This is a genomic window from Psychrobacillus sp. FSL K6-4046 (assembly GCF_038624605.1).
Taxonomy (GTDB): domain Bacteria; phylum Bacillota; class Bacilli; order Bacillales_A; family Planococcaceae; genus Psychrobacillus.
The window spans coordinates 3410092-3430717 of sequence record NZ_CP152020.1 but is presented as its reverse complement, the minus strand read 5'-3'; the positions used below and the strand labels follow the sequence as shown (position 1 = coordinate 3430717).

Genomic DNA, 20626 nt, shown 5'->3' with positions numbered 1-20626 from the left:
TTAAAGACTTGGAAGAAGAGGTTTAATAATGTCACAAAAGCTATATAGACCAACTTTTATAGAAATAGATTTACTAGCAATACAAACTAATATAGAGCGGTTAAAAGAGACTTTACCATCTTCCACTCAAATAATTGCAGTAGTAAAAGCAAATGCATATGGACATGGAGACATTGAGGTGGCACAAGCTGCTCTTCAATCAGGTGCTTCTATGCTTGCTGTAGCCACTCCCGAGGAAGCATTACATCTAAGAGGAGCTGGCATAAAAGCTGAGATTCTTGTTTTGGGAGCTGCGCCACCTTCTTTTTTACCGGAGGCTAATGCCCAGAATATTACTCTTACAGCTTATTCATGTGAATGGATTTATGCTACAAAAGAGTTTAAAAGTAATGTGAAGATCCATATTAAAATAGATAGTGGTATGGGAAGAATAGGATTCTCAAATAAAGAAGAACTGAAAGAAGCTTTAGCTTTTATAAAGGAATCTAGTAGCTTAGAAATTACGGGTGCTTATACCCACTTTGCTACTGCAGACGATGAGGATACCGAGTATTTTAATAAGCAAGTCAAAAAATTTAACTCCTTTTTAGGGTTATTTGAACAAAAGCCTGCTATGATTCACGCTTCCAATAGTGCTGCTGCACTGCAACATCCTAGTCAAAGCTGGGATGCAGTCCGTTTCGGTATATCTATGTATGGAATAGCTCCTTCACCATTTTTGAATAATCATCTTCCTTTCCCTTTGGAAAAGCCTCTTTCTTTGTATACAGAAATAATACATGTAAAGAAGGTTAATGAGGGAGACTCAATAGGATATGGTGCGTCCTATACAGCTAAAACCGAAGAATGGATTGGCACATTACCAATTGGCTATGCGGATGGGCTACTTAGAAAACTCCATACAGAGCATGTGTTAGTTAAAGGGAAAAGAATGCCGTTCGTCGGAAAGATTTGTATGGATCAATGTATGATACGTCTAGATGGCCCAACGAAAGTCGGAGAAAAAGTTGTCTTAATAGGAAAACAAGGAGACGAGGAAATCGAGGTTGAAGAATGGGCAAAAACGCTTCAAACGATTCCATATGAAGTATGCTGTACCTTATCTACTAGAATACCTAGAATTTATCGCAAGTAAACTGTCGACAAAACGTAGTTCTTCATGCATAATTTGTCTAACCATTTCTTATAATGTCTTTTATTTCACGCCCAGTAATGGTAAGATGAAGTATATTGTCAGATAGGGAAATGTTTTGTCGGAGGTGTTTGCTGTGGTAAGTGATAAAAAGAAAAAAGAAGCGCTTATAGAGATTCCAATGCAAATGGGTAATGAGGAAAAGCAAGCTACACAATCATTACCAGGTAGGGAAAGCGTTGCTCGTGTACATGCAAATGAATATATAAAGAAAGGCCAGGCAAATCTTATAAGAGAAGCTATGATGAAAGGCTATGTTGAGATGTCTCATATTAACTTATCCATATGTACAGAGTGTCTACATGCGGAATATGAAGCCCAACATACGACAGAGCGACTCGTAAGTGGAGGATGAAAACTTGATCGTAAAACGTGGGGACGTTTTTTTTGCAGATTTATCACCAGTAGTCGGGTCTGAGCAAGGTGGAACCAGACCCGTATTGGTGATACAAAATGATATCGGGAATCGGTTTAGTCCGACTGTAATTGTGGCAGCAATCACCGCTCAGATTCAAAAAGCGAAATTGCCAACACATGTAGAAATCAATGCAAAAGAGTATGATTTTGAACGTGATTCAGTTATATTATTAGAACAATTACGAACTATTGATAAGTCGAGGCTTACAGATAAAATTACACATTTAGATGAAGATGTAATGGAAGAAGTCGATCATGCACTAGGCATCAGTTTAGGAATCGTAAAATTTTAAATACATAGACAAGACGCAATGTGTAGCCGACAAATACGCATTGTGTTTTTTTATTTTCTTTTTATATGAGTTATGTGGAGAGTTTTCATTTAGAGTGAAAATTATTTTTCTTTAAAAATAAGAATTGCGCCATATAGAGTGGTATTTATATAGATTTCTTTAAATGATTTACTGTGTGTAGAGTAGATTATGTTGCTTTTAAACAGCATAAAAAAACCTGCAAAGATATTAATAGATGTAAATTCTTATAAGATTCGTTACAATATAATTACCATTTAAATAATGAGGAGCTGGGAACAACCAAATGAATAAACAAATTGCTACATACATTCGCGATAATATCGATATAATATTGGAAAAATGGAAAGTTAAGATGGAAGACGAAAAAGATGACCGTTTTTTTCAAATTATGTCAGATCAAGTTATTGACCATACTGCACGCGAATTTGGGGAATTAATGATATCGAGTCTTACTGAAGATCAGGAAATTTATACAGGGAAGCTAAACGACTTTTCCGTACAAATTGTGCGCTACGGATGGTCCATATCTTTTGTTTTAAAATCATTGACTAACTTTACAGAAGTTATCTATGAAGATATGGAAAGTGCCGGACATTTAAATGAAAATAATTATAAATCTTATCGCTCTATTTTGAACAATTGGCTTACGCCTCTTACTCATACAATTGTAGAAGCTTACTCTATTGTGTGGGAAAAAACAGTTAACCTACAAAAGATAGCACTGCAGGAACTTTCAGCCTCTCTTATTCCTGTGTTTGAGAAAATCTCAGTGATGCCATTGGTTGGAACAATTGACACTGAGCGTGCAAAGCTTATAATGGAAAACTTACTGCAAGGAGTAGTGAAGCATCGTGCAGAAGTAGTGTTATTGGATATTACAGGAGTTCCAGTAGTAGACACGATGGTCGCTCATCATATTATTCAGGCTGCCGATGCAGTTCGTTTAGTAGGGGCAAAGTGTTTCTTAGTGGGAATTCGCCCAGAGATTGCTCAAACAATTGTAACGCTTGGTATTAATTTAAATGATTTTACAACAACAAGTACTTTGCAACGTGGAGTGGAACAAGCATTGGCACTAACAAATAGAGCGATAGTTGAGGTGAAATCATAATGATGACGCGGATTCCAATTTTGAAGTTAAGGGATTGTTTAATTGTATCCATACAATGGGAGCTAGATGATCAAACTGCTTTGTCATTTCAAGAGGATTTATTGGACAAGCTGCATACGACAGCTGCTAGGGGAGTAGTTTTAGATTTAACACCGATAGACTTTATTGATTCTTTTATCGCTAAAGTCCTTGGAGACGTCATTAATATGTCAGGTCTAATGGGAGCTAAAGTAGTGATAACGGGAATACAACCGGCCGTTGCAATCACATTAATCGAGTTAGGAATTAGACTTGAGAATGTAGTAACTGCTTTAGACTTAGAAAATGGATTGGAAAAACTTGAACGAGAATTGGAGGACTAATCCATATGAATATGAAGTCTTCTGTTCACATTATAAGTGAGTGGGATATAGTAGCGGCAAGGCAACTGGGGAGAAACGAAGCAAAAGATGCTGGTTTTGGAACAGTTGACCAAGCTAGAATTACCACCGCTATTAGCGAGCTCGCTCGAAATATATATTTATACGCTGGAAAAGGAAATATTGAGATCAAACAAATTGTAGAAGGTAATCAAAAAGGGATTTTGATTATTGCTGCTGATGAAGGACCTGGTATTGCTGATGTCCGTAAAGTTATGGAAGATGGATATACCACTTCAGGAGGCTTGGGAGCAGGGTTACCAGGGGTGAAACGACTAATGGACGATTTTAAAATCGAAACTGCAGTTGGAGATGGGACAACAATTATTGCCACTAAGTGGTTAAGGTAGGAGGTAAGATAAATGCCTCAACAATTTAAAAAACAGTATAAGGAAATTTTGAGACAGTATACGTTAAGTCAAACGGAGCATAATTTATATGAAGGTCAAAATGTTAGTAGAGAGCTCATACAAAAAAGTATTTCTCCGGAGGAAGTAATCAGTATACATAAGGCTTCTTTGGAAGAGATTATGCCTGATTTACCGGAAGAGGTATCTCATTCGTTTGATTTTTTGATAGAAGTTATGATTAGATATGGCTTGGCCTTAAAAGAACATCAAACACTTATTGAAAAACAGCAAAATTTTAAAATGGAAATGGAACTGGCAACTAATGTGCAGCAAACACTGCTTAAATCCAAAATCCCAAACATGAATAACTTGGATATAGGGCTAATCTCTGTTCCGGCGAAAGAAATGAATGGAGATTACACTCACTTTTTGAGTAATGACCATGCAATAGGTGTCGCAGTGGCTGATGTCATTGGTAAAGGGATACCTGCAGCTCTTTGTATGTCCATGATTAAATATGGTATGGATAGTTTGGATGGTCCAGACACTGATCCAGTAGTTGTTTTAGATATCATCAATCGAATTGTTGAAAAAAGTGTTAGTGATTCTATGTTTATATCGATGTTTTACGGAACATACGATACAGCACTGAGTGAATTCACTTATGCTTCAGCAGGACATGAGCCACCATTGTTCTATTGTGCTCACACAGGAGAGTTTAAAGAACTTCAGGCAAAAGGCTTATTGCTTGGTGTAGTTCCTAATGTCAAATACGAGCAACATTCTATTACGTTAGAAAAAGACGACTTTGTTGTAATGATGACCGATGGTGTAACGGAATGTCGTTCGAAGGAAGGCTTTATTGACCAAAATATAATACTAAGTATTATTGAAAGCGTAAAAGATAAGCCGGCTCAAGAAATGGTCGAATATGTATTCCATAAGCTAGAGGAATTGCAGGAATTTGAACAACGTGATGATTTCACTCTAGTCATTTTCAAGAAATCGCTATAAAAATGTTTAACAATGATTGTATCGTGGTATAGATACGTATATATAGTGAAAACGGGGGATAATTTGATTATGAATATATCAGTAGAACTATACGAAGAAGAAATGCGTATCAAAGGAATTATTAAAGGTGAGATTGATGCATTTACAGCACCTTTGTTAAGAGAAAAGCTTTCAGAAATTAATTTAAAAGAAGATTCACGTGTCGAGTTAAATTTATCGGACGTATCATATATGGATAGTACTGGATTAGGTGTATTTGTAGGTTTTTATAAAAGTGCTAAAGAGTCTAATGTCCACATGGAATTAACGGGACTTTCACCTCGCCTTAAAAGATTGTTTGATATAACTGGGTTAGGGGACATAATGGACATTCAAGCAAGCGAAGAGGTGAAAATAGATGAAACCGTTTGATTATGTAGAGATTCGTTTGCCTGCAAAGCCTCAATATGTGAGTGTAGCACGTCTTACAATTTCAGGGCTGGCGAATCGGATGGGCTTTTCTTATGATGATATTGAAGATTTAAAGATTGCAGCGAGTGAAGCAATTACTAATGCAGTTCAGCATGCTTATGCAGAAGATGAGGACGGCGAAGTAGTAATTGGTTGTGCGTTATATTCTGATAGAATCGAAATTATGATTGCAGACCATGGAAAAAGTTTTAACTTTGAGGAAACAAAAGCGCAAGTGGGACCTTACCATGATTTAGAGGAGGGATCATTCTTACGTGAAGGAGGGCTTGGCTTATACCTTATCGAAACATTGATGGATGAAGTAAAAGTTCATCACCAAGAGGGTGTAACTGTATTTATGACGAAGCATGTCGGAGTAAAGCAGGTGGATGATAATGTCGAACACATCTCTTCCTAAAGAGTCAAAGGAACAAATATTAAAGTGGATTAAAGAATATCAAACGACAGAAAGCGAAGAGGCTCAAACAAATCTTGTGTTAAACTACGAGCGTTTGGTTGAGTCGATTGCTCGTAAATATTCTAATGGTAAGTCTCATCATGAGGATATAGTTCAAGTAGGGATGCTTGGTCTATTAGGGGCCATTAGAAGATACGATCCGTCCTTTGGTAAAAACTTTGAAGCTTTTGCCATTCCGACGATTATAGGTGAAATAAAAAGATTTCTCAGAGACAAGACTTGGGCAGTTCATGTTCCAAGAAGAATAAAAGAATTAGGTCCACGTATTAGATCGGCAGTGGAAGTGCTAACAACTGAGTTTCAAAGATCTCCCTTAGTCCCGGAAATTGCAGATTATCTGGATGTAGAAGTTGAAGATGTTCTAGAAGCAATGGAAATGGGCAAAAGCTATCAAGCATTGTCAATGGATCATTCCTTAGAATCCGATGCAGATGGTAGCACTATAACGTTGTTTGATGTAATTGGTCAGACAGACGGGGAGTTTGAAAAAACGGATCAGCGCTTACTTGTAGCCGAAGCTTTTAATGTGTTGTCGGAAAGAGAAAAAGAGATAATTTTACTTACATACATGGAGCAGCTGAGTCAGAAAGAAACAGGCGACCGTCTCGGTATTTCGCAAATGCATGTATCGAGAATTCAACGCAAAGCAATAAAGAAATTACAAGAGGCAATATTATCGTCAGGTGGAATTGTAAATTGATAAACTACTCAGATGAAAAAGTCGAGTTGCTAGTCTTTCAGGAAGCAAAAACAGGGAATTCGGAATCTGGTGATACTTACTATGTATCTAAGCATGAAGATTTTATGCTTTGTGCAATTGCAGATGGATTAGGGAACGGTCCAATAGCAAAAGAATCAGCTGACGTAATACCAAACATTTTAGAACAATATCCTGAGGAGACATTGGATAACTTATTGTTAAAATGCAATGAGCTTATGGTTCAAAAACGAGGAGCAGCAGTTGCTCTTGTGAAAATAGATTATAAAGCTCAAACTATATCTTATAGCTGTGTAGGCAATATAAAGTTTTATATGTACCAACGCTCCACTGGGAAAATGATTTATCCATTGCCAGTCATGGGATATCTGTCAGGACGTAAACAAAAGATTAATACACAAACATATCCATGTGCTAAAGATGACTTGTTCCTTTTGCATTCTGATGGGGTAGTGATGAAGAGTCCAAAGTCCACTATTAAGGAGTCTAGCGGTACTAAATGTTTGTACGAAACAGTTTATAAAGAAATAGAACATGGCGACGACGCCACATTCATTGTAGGAAGCTTACTCTCATAATTAAAGGGTAAGCTTTTTTGCTGCGTTCAGAATATGTTAAAATAAGGTTAGATAGAAAGGATGGGTTTGTTTTGGAACTAAAGAAAATGCTTCAGCTCGTATCCAAAGAGACGGGCACGAAAACATCGCAGGCAGAGCAAGTAATAAAATTATTAGAAGAAGGAAACACAGTACCTTTTATAGCTCGATATCGTAAAGAACAAACAGGCTCATTGGATGAAGTACAAATAAAAGCAATAGAAGATCGTTATCATTATATCCAACAGCTCGAACAACGCAAAGAGGAAGTTCTGCGATTAATAGAAGAACAAGGGAAACTTACTGAAGAACTTTCAGCTTCTATACAAAATGCGACTGTCCTTCAACGAGTAGAGGATCTGTATAGACCATACAAACAAAAACGTAGAACGAAAGCTACTATAGCAAAAGAAAAAGGGCTGGAACCTTTAGCTACGGAACTACTTGGATTCCCCAAAGAATCTATTCAAACCCAAGCAGAAGCTTATGTAAATGAAGAATTAGAGGTAATGACTACTGAAGACGTGCTTCAAGGTGCTCGTGATATATTAGCAGAACAGTTTGCAGATGATGCTAAAATACGGGAACAAATACGTAACCTAACGCGCACCGACGGAAGAATTGTATCCTCTTTGAAAAAAGCAGAGCTCGATGAAAAAAACGTTTATGAAATGTATTATGAATATGAAGAGCCAGTGAAAAAAATAGTACCTCATCGAATTCTTGCCTTAAATCGCGGTGAAAAAGAGGATGTACTTAAAGTTGGTCTACAAACACCGCAGGACAAAATTTTAAGAGTAATGGAAGCACAATGGATACCGAATCATGCTACTAGTGAAGCAGTGGAACAGGTGAAGCTAGCGATAGAGGATTCTTATAAGAGATTGATTCAACCTTCCGTAGAAAGAGAAATTCGTGCAGAGCTTACAGAAAAAGCTGAAGCGCAGGCTATTCATATTTTTTCTGAAAACCTACGTAACCTCTTACTTCAGCCACCATTAAAAGGAAAAGTGGTACTTGGAGTGGACCCGGCCTACCGTACTGGCTGTAAACTTGCAGTGGTTGATGATACAGGTAAGCTATTAGAGGTATCTGCCATTTACCCTCACGCACCTAAAATGGATGTAGAAGGCTCAAAAAAGAAAGTTCTTTCTTACCTTAAGAATTATCCGATTTCTCTTATAGCGATTGGAAATGGTACGGCATCTCGTGAAACAGAGCAATTTATCGTAGATTGCCTGAAGGAAGTGACAGGAGAGGTTGCATACGTAATTGTCAATGAAGCAGGTGCTTCGGTGTACTCAGCTTCAGAAACAGCAAGGAACGAGTTTCCCGACCTTCAAGTTGAGCAACGAAGTGCCGTATCAATTGCTAGAAGACTACAAGACCCTTTGGCGGAGTTGGTAAAAATAGATCCAAAGGCAGTAGGTGTGGGACAATACCAGCATGATGTGTCACAAAAGAAACTGTCGGAATCTCTTTCTTTTATAGTAGAGACTGCGGTTAACCAAGTAGGCGTAAATGTAAATACAGCATCGGCTTCATTACTTCAATACGTATCTGGCCTTTCTAAAACTGTAGCAGAGAACGTGGTAAACATGCGAAATGAACAAGGACGTTTCACTTCAAGAGCTCAGCTTAAGAAAATTCCTCGTCTTGGAGCTAAAACATATGAACAGGCAATTGGTTTCCTACGTGTTCCAGACGCTAAAAATCCGTTAGATGCAACAGGAATTCACCCGGAAAGCTATAAGGCAGCGGAACAAGTCCTTGAAATTGCTGGACTAACTAAAAGCCAAATAGGTTCTAAGGAAGCAGAAGAAGTACTAAAAACTATTTCTATAGAAGAAACTAGTAAAGAATTAGGGATTGGTGAGATTACGCTAAAGGATATTTTGGATGCATTGATTAAGCCAGCACGAGATCCACGTGAAGCTTTCCCGCAGCCATTACTTAAAAAAGATGTACTAAAGTTAGAGGATCTAAAAGCAGGAATGGAGCTTCAAGGTACAGTTCGAAATGTAGTCGACTTCGGCGCCTTTGTAGATATAGGTGTTAAACAAGATGGACTTGTACACATCTCCAAGCTTAAAAAAGGATTTGTAAAGCATCCTTTAGATGTAGTCTCCCTTGGGGATATCGTTACTGTATGGGTAGAGCAGTTCGATGCCAACAAAGGAAGAATTGCATTAACGATGCTTCCACCTGAACAACAAGTCTAATAATAACCAGAGTTGTCCATTGATGAACATCAGTGGACAAGCTCTTTTATCTAGGAGAGAGTATAGTGACAGATGAACAATTGAGTGAATTAGTAAGTAGCATATCAATGCAGATTTTTAAAAGGAAGTTTCACCATAAAGCTTATTTCAATAAAAGACTGCGCAGTACCGGCGGAAGGTATATGTTAAGAACACATATGATTGAAATAAATCCTCTAGTGTTAGAGAAACATGGAATGAATGAGTTGATTGGAGTTATTAAGCATGAGCTTTGTCATTATCACTTACATATAGAAGGGAAAGGGTATAAACATAGAGATGCAGATTTTCGTCAGCTTCTAAAACAGACAGATTCACCTAGATTTTGCTCTACACTCGTAGCACCTAAAAGTCAAAAACGTACTAAACTGTATGTGTATGAGTGCGCAAAATGTGGTTTGTTATATAGACGGAAAATTCGAGTAAATACGCAGAAATTCAAGTGTGGCAAGTGTTTTGGGGACCTGCATTTAAGTTCTTTTAAAAAAATGAAAGAAATTTGATGAAAAGTGTTGACGTTTGTCCAAACCCTCTCTATAATAGAAAAAGTCGAGTAGAACAAAACGACATAAATTATTCCGAAGTAGCTCAGTGGTAGAGCAATCGGCTGTTAACCGATCGGTCGTAGGTTCGAGTCCTACCTTCGGAGCCATCTTTAAATGGCCCCTTGGTCAAGCGGTTAAGACACCGCCCTTTCACGGCGGTAACACGGGTTCGAATCCCGTAGGGGTCACCATTTAATTGAATTAAAGATACATAGGTCCCGTGGTGTAGCGGTTAACATGCCTGCCTGTCACGCAGGAGATCGCCGGTTCGATCCCGGTCGGGATCGCCATGTTGGGGTATAGCCAAGCGGTAAGGCAACGGATTTTGATTCCGTCATGCCCTGGTTCGAATCCAGGTACCCCAGCCATTTCGTTTCGTGAGCCATTAGCTCAGTTGGTAGAGCATCTGACTTTTAATCAGAGGGTCGAAGGTTCGAGTCCTTCATGGCTCATCATATTACAATAATTGTTGACAAGCTCATGAGAGTAAGTTATAATAAACATCTTCCCATTTTATAACTACGCGGTCGTGGCGGAACGGCAGACGCGCTAGGTTGAGGGCCTAGTGGGGGTTAACCCCGTGGAGGTTCAAGTCCTCTCGGCCGCACCAAGCATTGTCTCTTACTAAGCGCCCGTAGCTCAATTGGATAGAGCGTCTGACTACGGATCAGAAGGTTGTGGGTTCGACTCCTGCCGGGCGCGCCAAACAAACAATTATTTAATATATTATATATGCGGGTGTAGTTTAGTGGTAAAACCTCAGCCTTCCAAGCTGATGATGAGAGTTCGATTCTCTTCACCCGCTCCAATTATACTAAAGTAATACATGAACATTGAAAACTGAACATGCAAAACGTTAAGACATACAGCATCAACAAGCTTCGGTTTGATTGACGCAAAACAATTTTTGACATCATTTAATGATGATGCCAGCAAAACAAAATGAGCTTTTTAAGTTCTCTATTATGGAGAGTTTGATCCTGGCTCAGGACGAACGCTGGCGGCGTGCCTAATACATGCAAGTCGAGCGGATGATGAAGAAGCTTGCTTCTTCTGATTTAGCGGCGGACGGGTGAGTAACACGTGGGCAACCTGCCCTGTAGATTGGGATAACTCCGGGAAACCGGGGCTAATACCGAATAATCCATTACCTCACATGAGGAAATGTTAAAAGACGGTTTCGGCTGTCACTACAGGATGGGCCCGCGGCGCATTAGCTAGTTGGTGAGGTAACGGCTCACCAAGGCGACGATGCGTAGCCGACCTGAGAGGGTGATCGGCCACACTGGGACTGAGACACGGCCCAGACTCCTACGGGAGGCAGCAGTAGGGAATCTTCCACAATGGACGAAAGTCTGATGGAGCAACGCCGCGTGAGTGAAGAAGGTTTTCGGATCGTAAAACTCTGTTGTGAGGGAAGAACAAGTACGAGAGTAACTGCTCGTACCTTGACGGTACCTCATTAGAAAGCCACGGCTAACTACGTGCCAGCAGCCGCGGTAATACGTAGGTGGCAAGCGTTGTCCGGAATTATTGGGCGTAAAGCGCGCGCAGGCGGTCCTTTAAGTCTGATGTGAAAGCCCACGGCTCAACCGTGGAGGGTCATTGGAAACTGGGGGACTTGAGTACAGAAGAGGAAAGCGGAATTCCAAGTGTAGCGGTGAAATGCGTAGAGATTTGGAGGAACACCAGTGGCGAAGGCGGCTTTCTGGTCTGTAACTGACGCTGAGGCGCGAAAGCGTGGGGAGCAAACAGGATTAGATACCCTGGTAGTCCACGCCGTAAACGATGAGTGCTAAGTGTTAGGGGGTTTCCGCCCCTTAGTGCTGCAGCTAACGCATTAAGCACTCCGCCTGGGGAGTACGGTCGCAAGACTGAAACTCAAAGGAATTGACGGGGGCCCGCACAAGCGGTGGAGCATGTGGTTTAATTCGAAGCAACGCGAAGAACCTTACCAGGTCTTGACATCCCGCTGACCGGCCTAGAGATAGGCTTTTCCCTTCGGGGACAGCGGTGACAGGTGGTGCATGGTTGTCGTCAGCTCGTGTCGTGAGATGTTGGGTTAAGTCCCGCAACGAGCGCAACCCTTGATCTTAGTTGCCAGCATTCAGTTGGGCACTCTAAGGTGACTGCCGGTGATAAACCGGAGGAAGGTGGGGATGACGTCAAATCATCATGCCCCTTATGACCTGGGCTACACACGTGCTACAATGGACGGTACAGAGGGTCGCAACCCCGCGAGGGTGAGCAAATCCCATAAAACCGTTCTCAGTTCGGATTGTAGGCTGCAACTCGCCTACATGAAGCCGGAATCGCTAGTAATCGTGGATCAGCATGCCACGGTGAATACGTTCCCGGGCCTTGTACACACCGCCCGTCACACCACGAGAGTTTGTAACACCCGAAGTCGGTGGGGTAACCCTTTTGGGAGCCAGCCGCCGAAGGTGGGACAGATGATTGGGGTGAAGTCGTAACAAGGTAGCCGTATCGGAAGGTGCGGCTGGATCACCTCCTTTCTAAGGATATATTCGGAATACAGATCTTTATCTGTATCTTAACGTTTTGCAGTTCAGTTTTGAATGTTCATTCTATATGAGCATTTAAAGCTTTTTAACTTGCTCCTGCGATTACTCGTCGCAAAGGAACAAGCTTTGTTCTTTGAAAACTGGATAAAACGACATCAAAAAAAGAAACAAACGCAAGATATTCAAATTGTGATCACTTACGTGATTGCAAGTGTAGTACTTTTAACTTTTAGGTTAAGTTAATAAGGGCGCACGGTGGATGCCTTGGCACTAGGAGTCGATGAAGGACGGCACTAACACCGATATGCTTCGGGGAGCTGTAAGTGAGCTTCGATCCGAAGATTTCCGAATGGGGAAACCCACTGCCCGTAATGGGGCAGTACATTTGCGTGAATACATAGCGCATCTGAGACACACCCAGGGAACTGAAACATCTAAGTACCTGGAGGAAGAGAAAGAAAATTCGATTCCCTGAGTAGCGGCGAGCGAAACGGGAAGAGCCCAAACCAAGAGGCTTGCCTCTTGGGGTTGTAGGACACTCTATACGGAGTTACAAAAGAATGAGCTAGACGAAGCGACCTGGAAAGGTCCGCAGGATAGGGTAAAAGCCCCGTAGTCAAAAGTTCATTCCCTCCAGAGTGTATCCTGAGTACGGCGGAACACGTGAAATTCCGTCGGAATCCGGGAGGACCATCTCCCAAGGCTAAATACTACCTAGTGACCGATAGTGAACCAGTACCGTGAGGGAAAGGTGAAAAGCACCCCGGAAGGGGAGTGAAATAGACCCTGAAACCGTGTGCCTACAAATAGTCAAAGCCCGTTAACGGGTGATGGCGTGCCTTTTGTAGAATGAACCGGCGAGTTACGATTACATGCGAGGTTAAGTTGAGAAGACGGAGCCGCAGCGAAAGCGAGTCTGAATAGGGCGAATGAGTATGTGGTCGTAGACCCGAAACCAGGTGATCTACCCATGTCCAGGATGAAGGTGAGGTAACACTTACTGGAGGTCCGAACCCACGCACGTTGAAAAGTGCGGGGATGAGGTGTGGGTAGCGGAGAAATTCCAATCGAACCTGGAGATAGCTGGTTCTCTCCGAAATAGCTTTAGGGCTAGCCTCAAACGTTAGAATCTTGGAGGTAGAGCACTGTTTGGACTAGGGGCCCATCCCGGGTTACCGAATTCAGACAAACTCCGAATGCCAATGATTTATGTTTGGGAGTCAGACTGCGAGTGATAAGATCCGTAGTCAAGAGGGAAACAGCCCAGACCACCAGCTAAGGTCCCAAAGTATTTGTTAAGTGGAAAAGGATGTGGCGTTGCTTAGACAACCAGGATGTTGGCTTAGAAGCAGCCATCATTTAAAGAGTGCGTAATAGCTCACTGGTCGAGTGACGCTGCGCCGAAAATGTATCGGGGCTAAACAAATCACCGAAGCTGTGGATTGATACCTTTGGTATCAGTGGTAGGAGAGCGTTCTAAGGGCGTTGAAGTCAGACCGGAAGGACTGGTGGAGCGCTTAGAAGTGAGAATGCCGGTATGAGTAGCGAAAGATGGGTGAGAATCCCATCCACCGTATGACTAAGGTTTCCTGAGGAAGGCTCGTCCGCTCAGGGTTAGTCGGGACCTAAGTCGAGGCCGATAGGCGTAGACGATGGACAACAGGTTGATATTCCTGTACCACCACCCCACCGTTTGAGTGATGGGGGGACGCAGTAGGATAGGGTAAGCGTGCTGTTGGTTATGCACGTCCAAGCAGTGAGGTGTGAGTGTAGGCAAATCCGCACTCTGTAACATTGAGCTGTGATGGCAAGGACGTATGTCCGGAGTTCCTGATTTCACACTGCCAAGAAAAGCCTCTAACGAGGTGGGAGGTGCCCGTACCGCAAACCGACACAGGTAGTCGAGGAGAGAATCCTAAGGTGAGCGAGAGAACTCTCGTTAAGGAACTCGGCAAAATGACCCCGTAACTTCGGGAGAAGGGGTGCTCTTTTGGGTGAATAGCCTAGAAGAGCCGCAGTGAATAGGCCCAGGCGACTGTTTAGCAAAAACACAGGTCTCTGCAAAACCGTAAGGTGAAGTATAGGGGCTGACGCCTGCCCGGTGCTGGAAGGTTAAGAGGAGTGCTTAGCGCAAGCGAAGGTGCGAATTGAAGCCCCAGTAAACGGCGGCCGTAACTATAACGGTCCTAAGGTAGCGAAATTCCTTGTCGGGTAAGTTCCGACCCGCACGAAAGGCGTAACGATCTGGGCACTGTCTCAACGAGAGACTCGGTGAAATTATAGTACCTGTGAAGATGCAGGTTACCCGCGACAGGACGGAAAGACCCCGTGGAGCTTTACTGTAGCTTGATATTGAATTTTGGTGCAACTTGTACAGGATAGGTAGGAGCCTTAGAGCCCGGAGCGCCAGCTTCGGAGGAGGCGTCGGTGGGATACTACCCTGGTTGTATTGAAATTCTAACCCATACCCGTAACCCGGGTAGGAGACAGTGTCAGGCGGGCAGTTTGACTGGGGCGGTCGCCTCCTAAAGTGTAACGGAGGCGCCCAAAGGTTCCCTCAGAATGGTTGGAAATCATTCGAAGAGTGTAAAGGCAGAAGGGAGCTTGACTGCGAGACCTACAAGTCGAGCAGGGTCGAAAGACGGGCTTAGTGATCCGGTGGTTCCGCATGGAAGGGCCATCGCTCAACGGATAAAAGCTACCCCGGGGATAACAGGCTTATCTCCCCCAAGAGTCCACATCGACGGGGAGGTTTGGCACCTCGATGTCGGCTCATCGCATCCTGGGGCTGTAGTCGGTCCCAAGGGTTGGGCTGTTCGCCCATTAAAGCGGTACGCGAGCTGGGTTCAGAACGTCGTGAGACAGTTCGGTCCCTATCCGTCGTGGGCGTAGGAAATTTGAGAGGAGCTGTCCTTAGTACGAGAGGACCGGGATGGACACACCGCTGGTGTACCAGTTGTTCTGCCAAGGGCATCGCTGGGTAGCTATGTGTGGACGGGATAAGTGCTGAAAGCATCTAAGCACGAAGCCCCCCTCAAGATGAGATTTCCCATTACGCAAGTAAGTAAGATCCCTCAAAGACGATGAGGTAGATAGGTTCGGGGTGGAAGCGTGGCGACACGTGCAGCTGACGAATACTAATCGATCGAGGACTTAACCAAATGGTTTGTTTCTAATATGATGTCTTTTATCCAGTTTTGAGTGAACAACTCTGAGGGTTTCAAGGCGCAAGCAGTGCTAGGAAACGAGTGAGTGAATGAAGGAACGTACTTACGTACGTGACTGATTGAACGAACGAAGTTGACAACGCAATGCGAAGTGTATTGAAAGCCGAAAAAGTCTAGTGATGATGGCGAAGAGGTCACACCCGTTCCCATACCGAACACGGAAGTTAAGCTCTTCAGCGCCAATGGTAGTTGGGGGTCTCCCCCTGCAAGAGTAGGACGTCGCTGGGCACCAAAGAAAGTCGTTACCGAGTAATCGGTGGCGGCTTTTTTGTTTTGTCTTTAAAAAAGCCGAAGGCACTCTCTTCCTATGTAAGTGAGCAAGAAATCGGAGGCTTTTTCACACCCGTTGATTCAATAAGAGATACTAGTTTTGGTAGCAAGTATCATACTCGTTTTTCATTAGCAAACTTTTACAAGCTAAACCATTTTCGTGATAAATCTCTTTATCAATTTCTAATTCGATGCTTCTATTTGAATTTGGAAATTCAGGTTCATCATTTATTATATAAAGGGTATCTTCATCCACCCATTCCATAGAAAAATTCCCTTTTGCATCCCCATAATAAACAGTTTTAACTTTATTTTCTTTATTTATATATGTAATTTCAACCCATACATTGACTCCTCCAGCTGCACCACCATATGGTTCATAAAATGCGTTAGCAGTATATTTTTCTGTAGGTGATGTTATAGGTCCAGGTCCGTTTTGAGTATATTGTTTATTAATATCACTGAATGTAAAAAAGTACATTTCATATATATAAATTGAAGACACCAGAGCAGCGCCAGATAACGTAGCAATCAATAATTTTTTAGGAAATGTTTTCTTTTTAATGAGAAAAATTATTATGTTAATACATAAGATCAGAAATAATAAAACAGTCATGAAAGAAATTAAGATACTAAATAAAATTAAAATAAGATTCCCCCCATAACTTTACTTTGAATAAATAACGTTTTATAGAATAAATAAGTTTCTCTAAGTATTAATAAACAGAATCTAATTTATGAATGAGAATCTGATGGGAATCTCTTCTCAATCTAGAAAGTAAAGATGAAGTTTTCACTAGAAGATATTCAAGAAAAAATATTGTTCCAGAGTACATTTATGTCGAATAAAACCTTTAAGTTCCTCCTCTAAATTGACATTTCCCGGGAAATAGAAACTATATACGACAGAAACAATCAAAATAAAATTTTCAAAGTGTAATAACGAGGAAAATAGAAAAAAGAGCTGATAATTGGAGGCAAAATAAAAAAGTTATTAAATGTGTAAAATTTACATTTTCTAAAATTATGTTATATTATGCAAAAAGGAGGGAAGATTTGATTTTAAAAGAGCAGGCTATTAATTATAATTATATTGGCTTACAAGCACTATATGAACGCTTAGGTAATAATCATGCACTAAAAGAACGTATTCACTCCAAAATATTATCTGCGAAAGCAGGTATTATAGGAGAGAAAAATGTAGAAGTCATTTTCCGTAAATATAGTTTTCCTTTTGACTATGCAGTTTTGTTAGACTTAAATCTGAGTTCTAATGGTAAATTTCAAATTGACACCTTATTCATTACTCGACATTATATACTAATCTTAGAGTCTAAAAATATTGTTGGAACCTTGAGTTTTGAAAGAGATCCATTCTGTTTAAGAAGAGAGTTAGAAAGTGGTCAGGTAGATATATATGAGAGCCCAGAGGTTCAATTAGAACGAAATATTAATTTGCTTCAAAAATGGTTAAAAACGAAAGGTTTAGATATTCCAGTTATAGGAGCAATAATATTAGGATCTACAAAGTCAAGAGTTCATAAATCTCCAGTCACCTCTCCTATTATGTATCCTACTACTATCCCCAACTTTATATGGGGGCTCTCGAGAGAGAAGGCTTACCTATCGCTAGAACAGTTTCAGCAGGTGACTAATAGTTTAAAGAACAATCATGAGGATTATTGTCCTTACCCTATGTGTGGAACCTGGGGAATAGATCCGAAAGATTTGATTAAAGGTGTTCAGTGTCCTCTGTGTTCTTTGTTCGGAATGAAGAAAATTAAAGCTGGTTGGTATTGTGAGGCGTGTGGACAAGTAAATCGTAAAGCACACGAAAAAGCAATAAATGAATGGTTTGTTCTAGTAAAAGACAGCTTGAATAATAAAGAATGTAGAGAATTTTTACAGTTAAACTCGCAGCAAGCAACTTTACGAATTATAAAGTCGATGGATTTAAAGGAATGTGGATCGAATAAGAGAACCTTTTATAGAAAAAGAGATAATCGGTTGGTTTAATGGAATAATCGGTCGGTTCGAGTAAAAAATCGGTCGGTTTTTCCAAATAATCGGTCGGTTCCAGTGAAAAATCGGTCGGTTCTCCCAAATAATCGGGAATGTAAAATATTTTGTGTAAATGTATTACTATCTTTATTCTAAACACATACTTACTTTATCCGTTAAGGGGATAAGGCTCTGCTGAAGAGCAACCTGAGCACTTAACCGATGGCCAAAAAGGAGAGGGTTTTTCTCTCTCTTTTTCTTATCTTTTTGGTCTAAATAAAGCGTAAAACTTTTGGGTGTAGCGTAGCGGAGCCCAACACGACTGTACATGAACAAGGGATAATCCTACTAAATCCGCCCCTCAAAAATAATTTTGAATTGTCCCTCACACTCTAGCCATCCTGGAATAGGCTTATTCCATTTTTTTATGGCATCCATCGTGGCCAAATAAAGAATCTTCTTTAGTGAATTGTCCGTAGGATAGGCTGTTTTTGTCTTTGTTACCTTTCTCAGTTGGCGATGGAATCCTTCCACTGTATTGGTCGTATAAATGATTTTCCGTATCTCCGTCGGGTAGGAAAAGTAAGCTGTAAGCTCCAACCAATGTTCCTCCCAAGAACCAATAACCTTCGGATATTTATCTTTCCATGATGCCTTTACTTTTCCAAACTCAAGTTCAGCTTGCTCCAAAGTAGAAGCCTTGTATACCTTCTTTAAATCGGTCATAAACGGGTTTCGTTCCCTTGAAGGCACATACTTCATGGTATTTCGTAATTGATGGATCACACACAACTGAATATGCGTCTTTGGAAAGGTGCTCTGGATCGCTTCTGTAAAGCCAGAAAGTCCGTCCTTACACGCAATAAAGATATCTTCTACACCACGACTTTTAAGGTCTGTACAGACACCTAGCCAAAAGCTCGCGCTTTCATTTTCACCTACCCATATACCAAGGATATCCTTAATTCCATCGGAATTAATGCCGAGAACAGTATAAGCAGCTTTATTAATAATACGGTTCTCGTGCTTCACCTTGAAGTGGACCGCATCCAAATAAACAATTGGATACACACGGTCTAAAGGGCGGGAGTGCCATTCGAAAATCTGAGGTAAAATTTTATCTGTTACCTTACTAACCAAGCTAGGAGATACTTCGACACCATATATATCTTTCATATGTGACTCGATATCTCTTGTGGACATTCCTTTGGAATACAAAGCTAAAATCTGTTCTTCTAAGCCATTGATGGACGACTCGTAATTCTTCACGATTTGCGGTTCATATTCACCATTGCGGTCTCTAGGTATATTTAATTCTGTATTTCCAAACTTTGTTCGAATCACCTTTGAACGATAGCCATTTCTACTGTTTCCGGTATTATTTCCTGTCGGGCTATGTTTGGAGTAGCCAAGGTGGTCTTCGATTTCGGCCTCAAATACAAGCTGTAATGTTTCTTTAAAAAGATTTTTCATCATCTCGATGATGTCATCAACAGATTGACACTCTCTAGCTAAATCCTTGATTCTCATATTTTCGTAATTTTGCATAATGATCATCTCCTATAGGAAAGTTATGGTCATTTACACAAAATTTTATACGTTCTCAAATAATCGGTCGGTAAGACAACCCCCACTCAACTTCCGCAAAAAATATCAAAATATTCAAGCCTATACCATATAAACTGTAGTTAATAGGAGGTGCATGAGCGAATGAAGATCATTCATCAGACGATCAACTGGTTGGAACAGAAAATGGAGGAGCCAGTTCGACATGAAGAAGTGGTACAAGTCACTGGCTATTCTTTTTATCATTTCCATCGGTTATTTCAACAAAAGGTTGGAATGTCGTTACACGAATATGTTCGTAATAGGAGACTTACCTTGGCAGCTCAAAGACTAATTTATACAGATGAACGAATTTTGGACTTGGCCTTAACTTATCAATTTGAGTCCCAGGAAGCTTTTACGAGAGCTTTTCGTAAGGTGCATGGTTTGCCACCAGGGAAGTATCGAACACTCATGCGAACCTTACTAGAAAAACCAGAGGAGGTAGAGGTTATGAATGGTTGGTTTTTAAGTGGGGCAACCCCACAAAACTTTGAGATGGGTAGAGATTTTCAAGTGGTGCACAAGGGAAATGCTTCCGGTTATTTGCGTTCCATTAAGGCAGTAGGAGAAGAACAGTTTGGGACAGTTATGCAACAGTTCCATGCTAGTAAATATTGTGGGAAACGATTAAAGCTCTCTTGTTTTATTAAAACTGAGGATATACAAGGATTTGCAGGTCTTTGGATGCGCATTGACGCCAAGGATGGCGATACCCTTCAGTTTGATAATATGAGTAATCGTCCTATTACTGGTACAACTGGGTGGAACTATTATAGTGTCGTCTTAGATGTACCCGAGCATGCAGGAGCGATATATTTCGGTGTTTTACTACAAGGCTCCGGAATGGTATGGATGGATGAGTTTACTTTTGAAGAAGTAGATGAGAAAACTCCAACAACCAATTTAAAAGCTCCGGATAATATGCCTGCAGAACCGATTAACTTAAATTTTGATATAGAGCTAAATTAGTCGTATGAATTTAAAAAATATAGTAGGTTATCTTTTAATAGGTTTTACATTTGTAATAATTATTCTTATCAAGTTCTTTATCGGCAATAAATTCTTTGAGTTCTTGATCACATCCTAAGGGTGTGATTTTTTTTTATTGTCCAAATTGTATAGACAATTAT

Annotated in this window: 17 protein-coding genes, 8 tRNA genes and 3 rRNA genes; 26 read left to right on the top strand and 2 right to left on the bottom strand. The window is 40.9% G+C overall.

The features are described 5' to 3' along the window. Positions 1–28 precede the first annotated feature (28 nt). The 24 genes from alr (at position 29) to rrf (ending at position 15845) form a co-directional block, all read left to right on the top strand. Positions 29–1135: an alanine racemase gene (gene alr / locus MKY09_RS16865; RefSeq protein WP_169360981.1), complete on the top strand. Its 1107-nt coding sequence runs from the start codon at positions 29–31 to the stop codon at positions 1133–1135. Between the two features lie 178 nt (positions 1136–1313). Then, a complete protein-coding gene (locus tag MKY09_RS16860; protein WP_240949796.1) occupies positions 1314–1547 on the top strand; it encodes a transcriptional regulator in 234 nt (77 codons plus the stop codon). Between the two features lie 4 nt (positions 1548–1551). Next, positions 1552–1902, top strand: coding sequence for a type II toxin-antitoxin system PemK/MazF family toxin (locus MKY09_RS16855; protein ID WP_144539613.1), 351 nt, complete (start codon positions 1552–1554; stop codon positions 1900–1902). A gap of 304 nt (positions 1903–2206) precedes the next feature. Then, positions 2207–3034: an STAS domain-containing protein gene (locus tag MKY09_RS16850; protein WP_169360983.1), complete on the top strand. Its 828-nt coding sequence runs from the start codon at positions 2207–2209 to the stop codon at positions 3032–3034. Further along, a complete protein-coding gene (locus MKY09_RS16845; RefSeq protein WP_169360984.1) occupies positions 3034–3396 on the top strand; it encodes an STAS domain-containing protein in 363 nt (120 codons plus the stop codon). Before MKY09_RS16850 ends, MKY09_RS16845 begins: the two co-directional genes overlap by 1 nt. Before the next feature lie 5 nt (positions 3397–3401). After that, entirely contained in the window at positions 3402–3803 is a 402-nt protein-coding gene (locus tag MKY09_RS16840; protein ID WP_169360985.1) for an anti-sigma regulatory factor, read from the top strand. Between the two features lie 12 nt (positions 3804–3815). After that, a complete protein-coding gene (locus MKY09_RS16835; RefSeq protein WP_169360986.1) occupies positions 3816–4817 on the top strand; it encodes a PP2C family protein-serine/threonine phosphatase in 1002 nt (333 codons plus the stop codon). 69 nt (positions 4818–4886) lie between these two features. Then, positions 4887–5228, top strand: a complete 342-nt coding sequence (locus MKY09_RS16830) for an STAS domain-containing protein (RefSeq protein WP_169360987.1) — start codon at positions 4887–4889, stop codon at positions 5226–5228. After that, positions 5215–5685, top strand: a complete 471-nt coding sequence (gene rsbW, locus MKY09_RS16825; RefSeq protein WP_251553344.1) for an anti-sigma B factor RsbW — start codon at positions 5215–5217, stop codon at positions 5683–5685. The genes MKY09_RS16830 and rsbW overlap by 14 nt, the downstream gene beginning before the upstream one ends. Beyond that, positions 5663–6445 (top strand): RNA polymerase sigma factor SigB, encoded by a 783-nt coding sequence (gene sigB, locus MKY09_RS16820; protein ID WP_169360992.1) that lies wholly within the window; start codon positions 5663–5665, stop codon positions 6443–6445. Before rsbW ends, sigB begins: the two co-directional genes overlap by 23 nt. Beyond that, positions 6442–7041: a PP2C family serine/threonine-protein phosphatase gene (locus tag MKY09_RS16815; RefSeq protein WP_240949795.1), complete on the top strand. Its 600-nt coding sequence runs from the start codon at positions 6442–6444 to the stop codon at positions 7039–7041. The genes sigB and MKY09_RS16815 overlap by 4 nt, the downstream gene beginning before the upstream one ends. A gap of 71 nt (positions 7042–7112) precedes the next feature. Then, positions 7113–9281, top strand: coding sequence for a Tex family protein (locus tag MKY09_RS16810; protein ID WP_342567158.1), 2169 nt, complete (start codon positions 7113–7115; stop codon positions 9279–9281). 65 nt (positions 9282–9346) lie between these two features. After that, positions 9347–9823 carry a SprT family protein gene (locus MKY09_RS16805; protein WP_169360990.1) on the top strand — a complete coding sequence of 159 codons (477 nt, stop codon included), beginning with the start codon at positions 9347–9349 and terminating at the stop codon, positions 9821–9823. 74 nt (positions 9824–9897) lie between these two features. Beyond that, a tRNA-Asn gene (locus MKY09_RS16800) sits at positions 9898–9972 on the top strand. 9 nt (positions 9973–9981) lie between these two features. Beyond that, positions 9982–10056 (top strand) — tRNA-Glu (locus MKY09_RS16795). Between the two features lie 23 nt (positions 10057–10079). Beyond that, positions 10080–10155: transfer RNA gene (locus MKY09_RS16790), tRNA-Asp, on the top strand. Between the two features lie 3 nt (positions 10156–10158). Then, positions 10159–10233, top strand: a tRNA-Gln gene (locus MKY09_RS16785). A gap of 11 nt (positions 10234–10244) precedes the next feature. Next, positions 10245–10317 (top strand) — tRNA-Lys (locus tag MKY09_RS16780). A gap of 71 nt (positions 10318–10388) precedes the next feature. Beyond that, positions 10389–10475 (top strand) — tRNA-Leu (locus MKY09_RS16775). An 18-nt stretch (positions 10476–10493) separates the two neighbouring features. Then, positions 10494–10570, top strand: a tRNA-Arg gene (locus MKY09_RS16770). A gap of 29 nt (positions 10571–10599) precedes the next feature. Beyond that, positions 10600–10673, top strand: a tRNA-Gly gene (locus tag MKY09_RS16765). Between the two features lie 154 nt (positions 10674–10827). Beyond that, positions 10828–12381, top strand: a 16S ribosomal RNA gene (locus MKY09_RS16760). A 241-nt stretch (positions 12382–12622) separates the two neighbouring features. Beyond that, positions 12623–15551, top strand: a 23S ribosomal RNA gene (locus MKY09_RS16755). Between the two features lie 178 nt (positions 15552–15729). Continuing rightward, positions 15730–15845, top strand: a 5S ribosomal RNA gene (gene rrf, locus MKY09_RS16750). The 16S, 23S and 5S rRNA genes sit together here with 8 tRNA genes alongside, the layout of an rRNA operon. 136 nt (positions 15846–15981) lie before the next feature. Here rrf and MKY09_RS16745 read toward each other — a convergent pair. Continuing rightward, complete coding sequence (locus MKY09_RS16745; protein ID WP_342567157.1) at positions 15982–16392, bottom strand: DUF5412 family protein; 411 nt, start codon at positions 16390–16392, stop codon at positions 15982–15984. A gap of 551 nt (positions 16393–16943) precedes the next feature. On the opposite strand from MKY09_RS16745, the gene MKY09_RS16740 reads away from it, so the two are divergent. Continuing rightward, positions 16944–17903 carry a nuclease-related domain-containing protein gene (locus MKY09_RS16740; protein WP_342567156.1) on the top strand — a complete coding sequence of 320 codons (960 nt, stop codon included), beginning with the start codon at positions 16944–16946 and terminating at the stop codon, positions 17901–17903. Between the two features lie 333 nt (positions 17904–18236). Here the strand turns inward: MKY09_RS16740 and MKY09_RS16735 are convergent, their stop codons facing one another. Next, positions 18237–19436 (bottom strand): IS256 family transposase, encoded by a 1200-nt coding sequence (locus MKY09_RS16735; protein WP_169361554.1) that lies wholly within the window; start codon positions 19434–19436, stop codon positions 18237–18239. A gap of 162 nt (positions 19437–19598) precedes the next feature. On the opposite strand from MKY09_RS16735, the gene MKY09_RS16730 reads away from it, so the two are divergent. After that, on the top strand, positions 19599–20465 hold the full coding sequence (locus MKY09_RS16730) for an AraC family transcriptional regulator (RefSeq protein WP_298470207.1): 867 nt from the start codon (positions 19599–19601) through the stop codon (positions 20463–20465). The last annotated feature ends 161 nt before the right edge of the window (positions 20466–20626 follow it).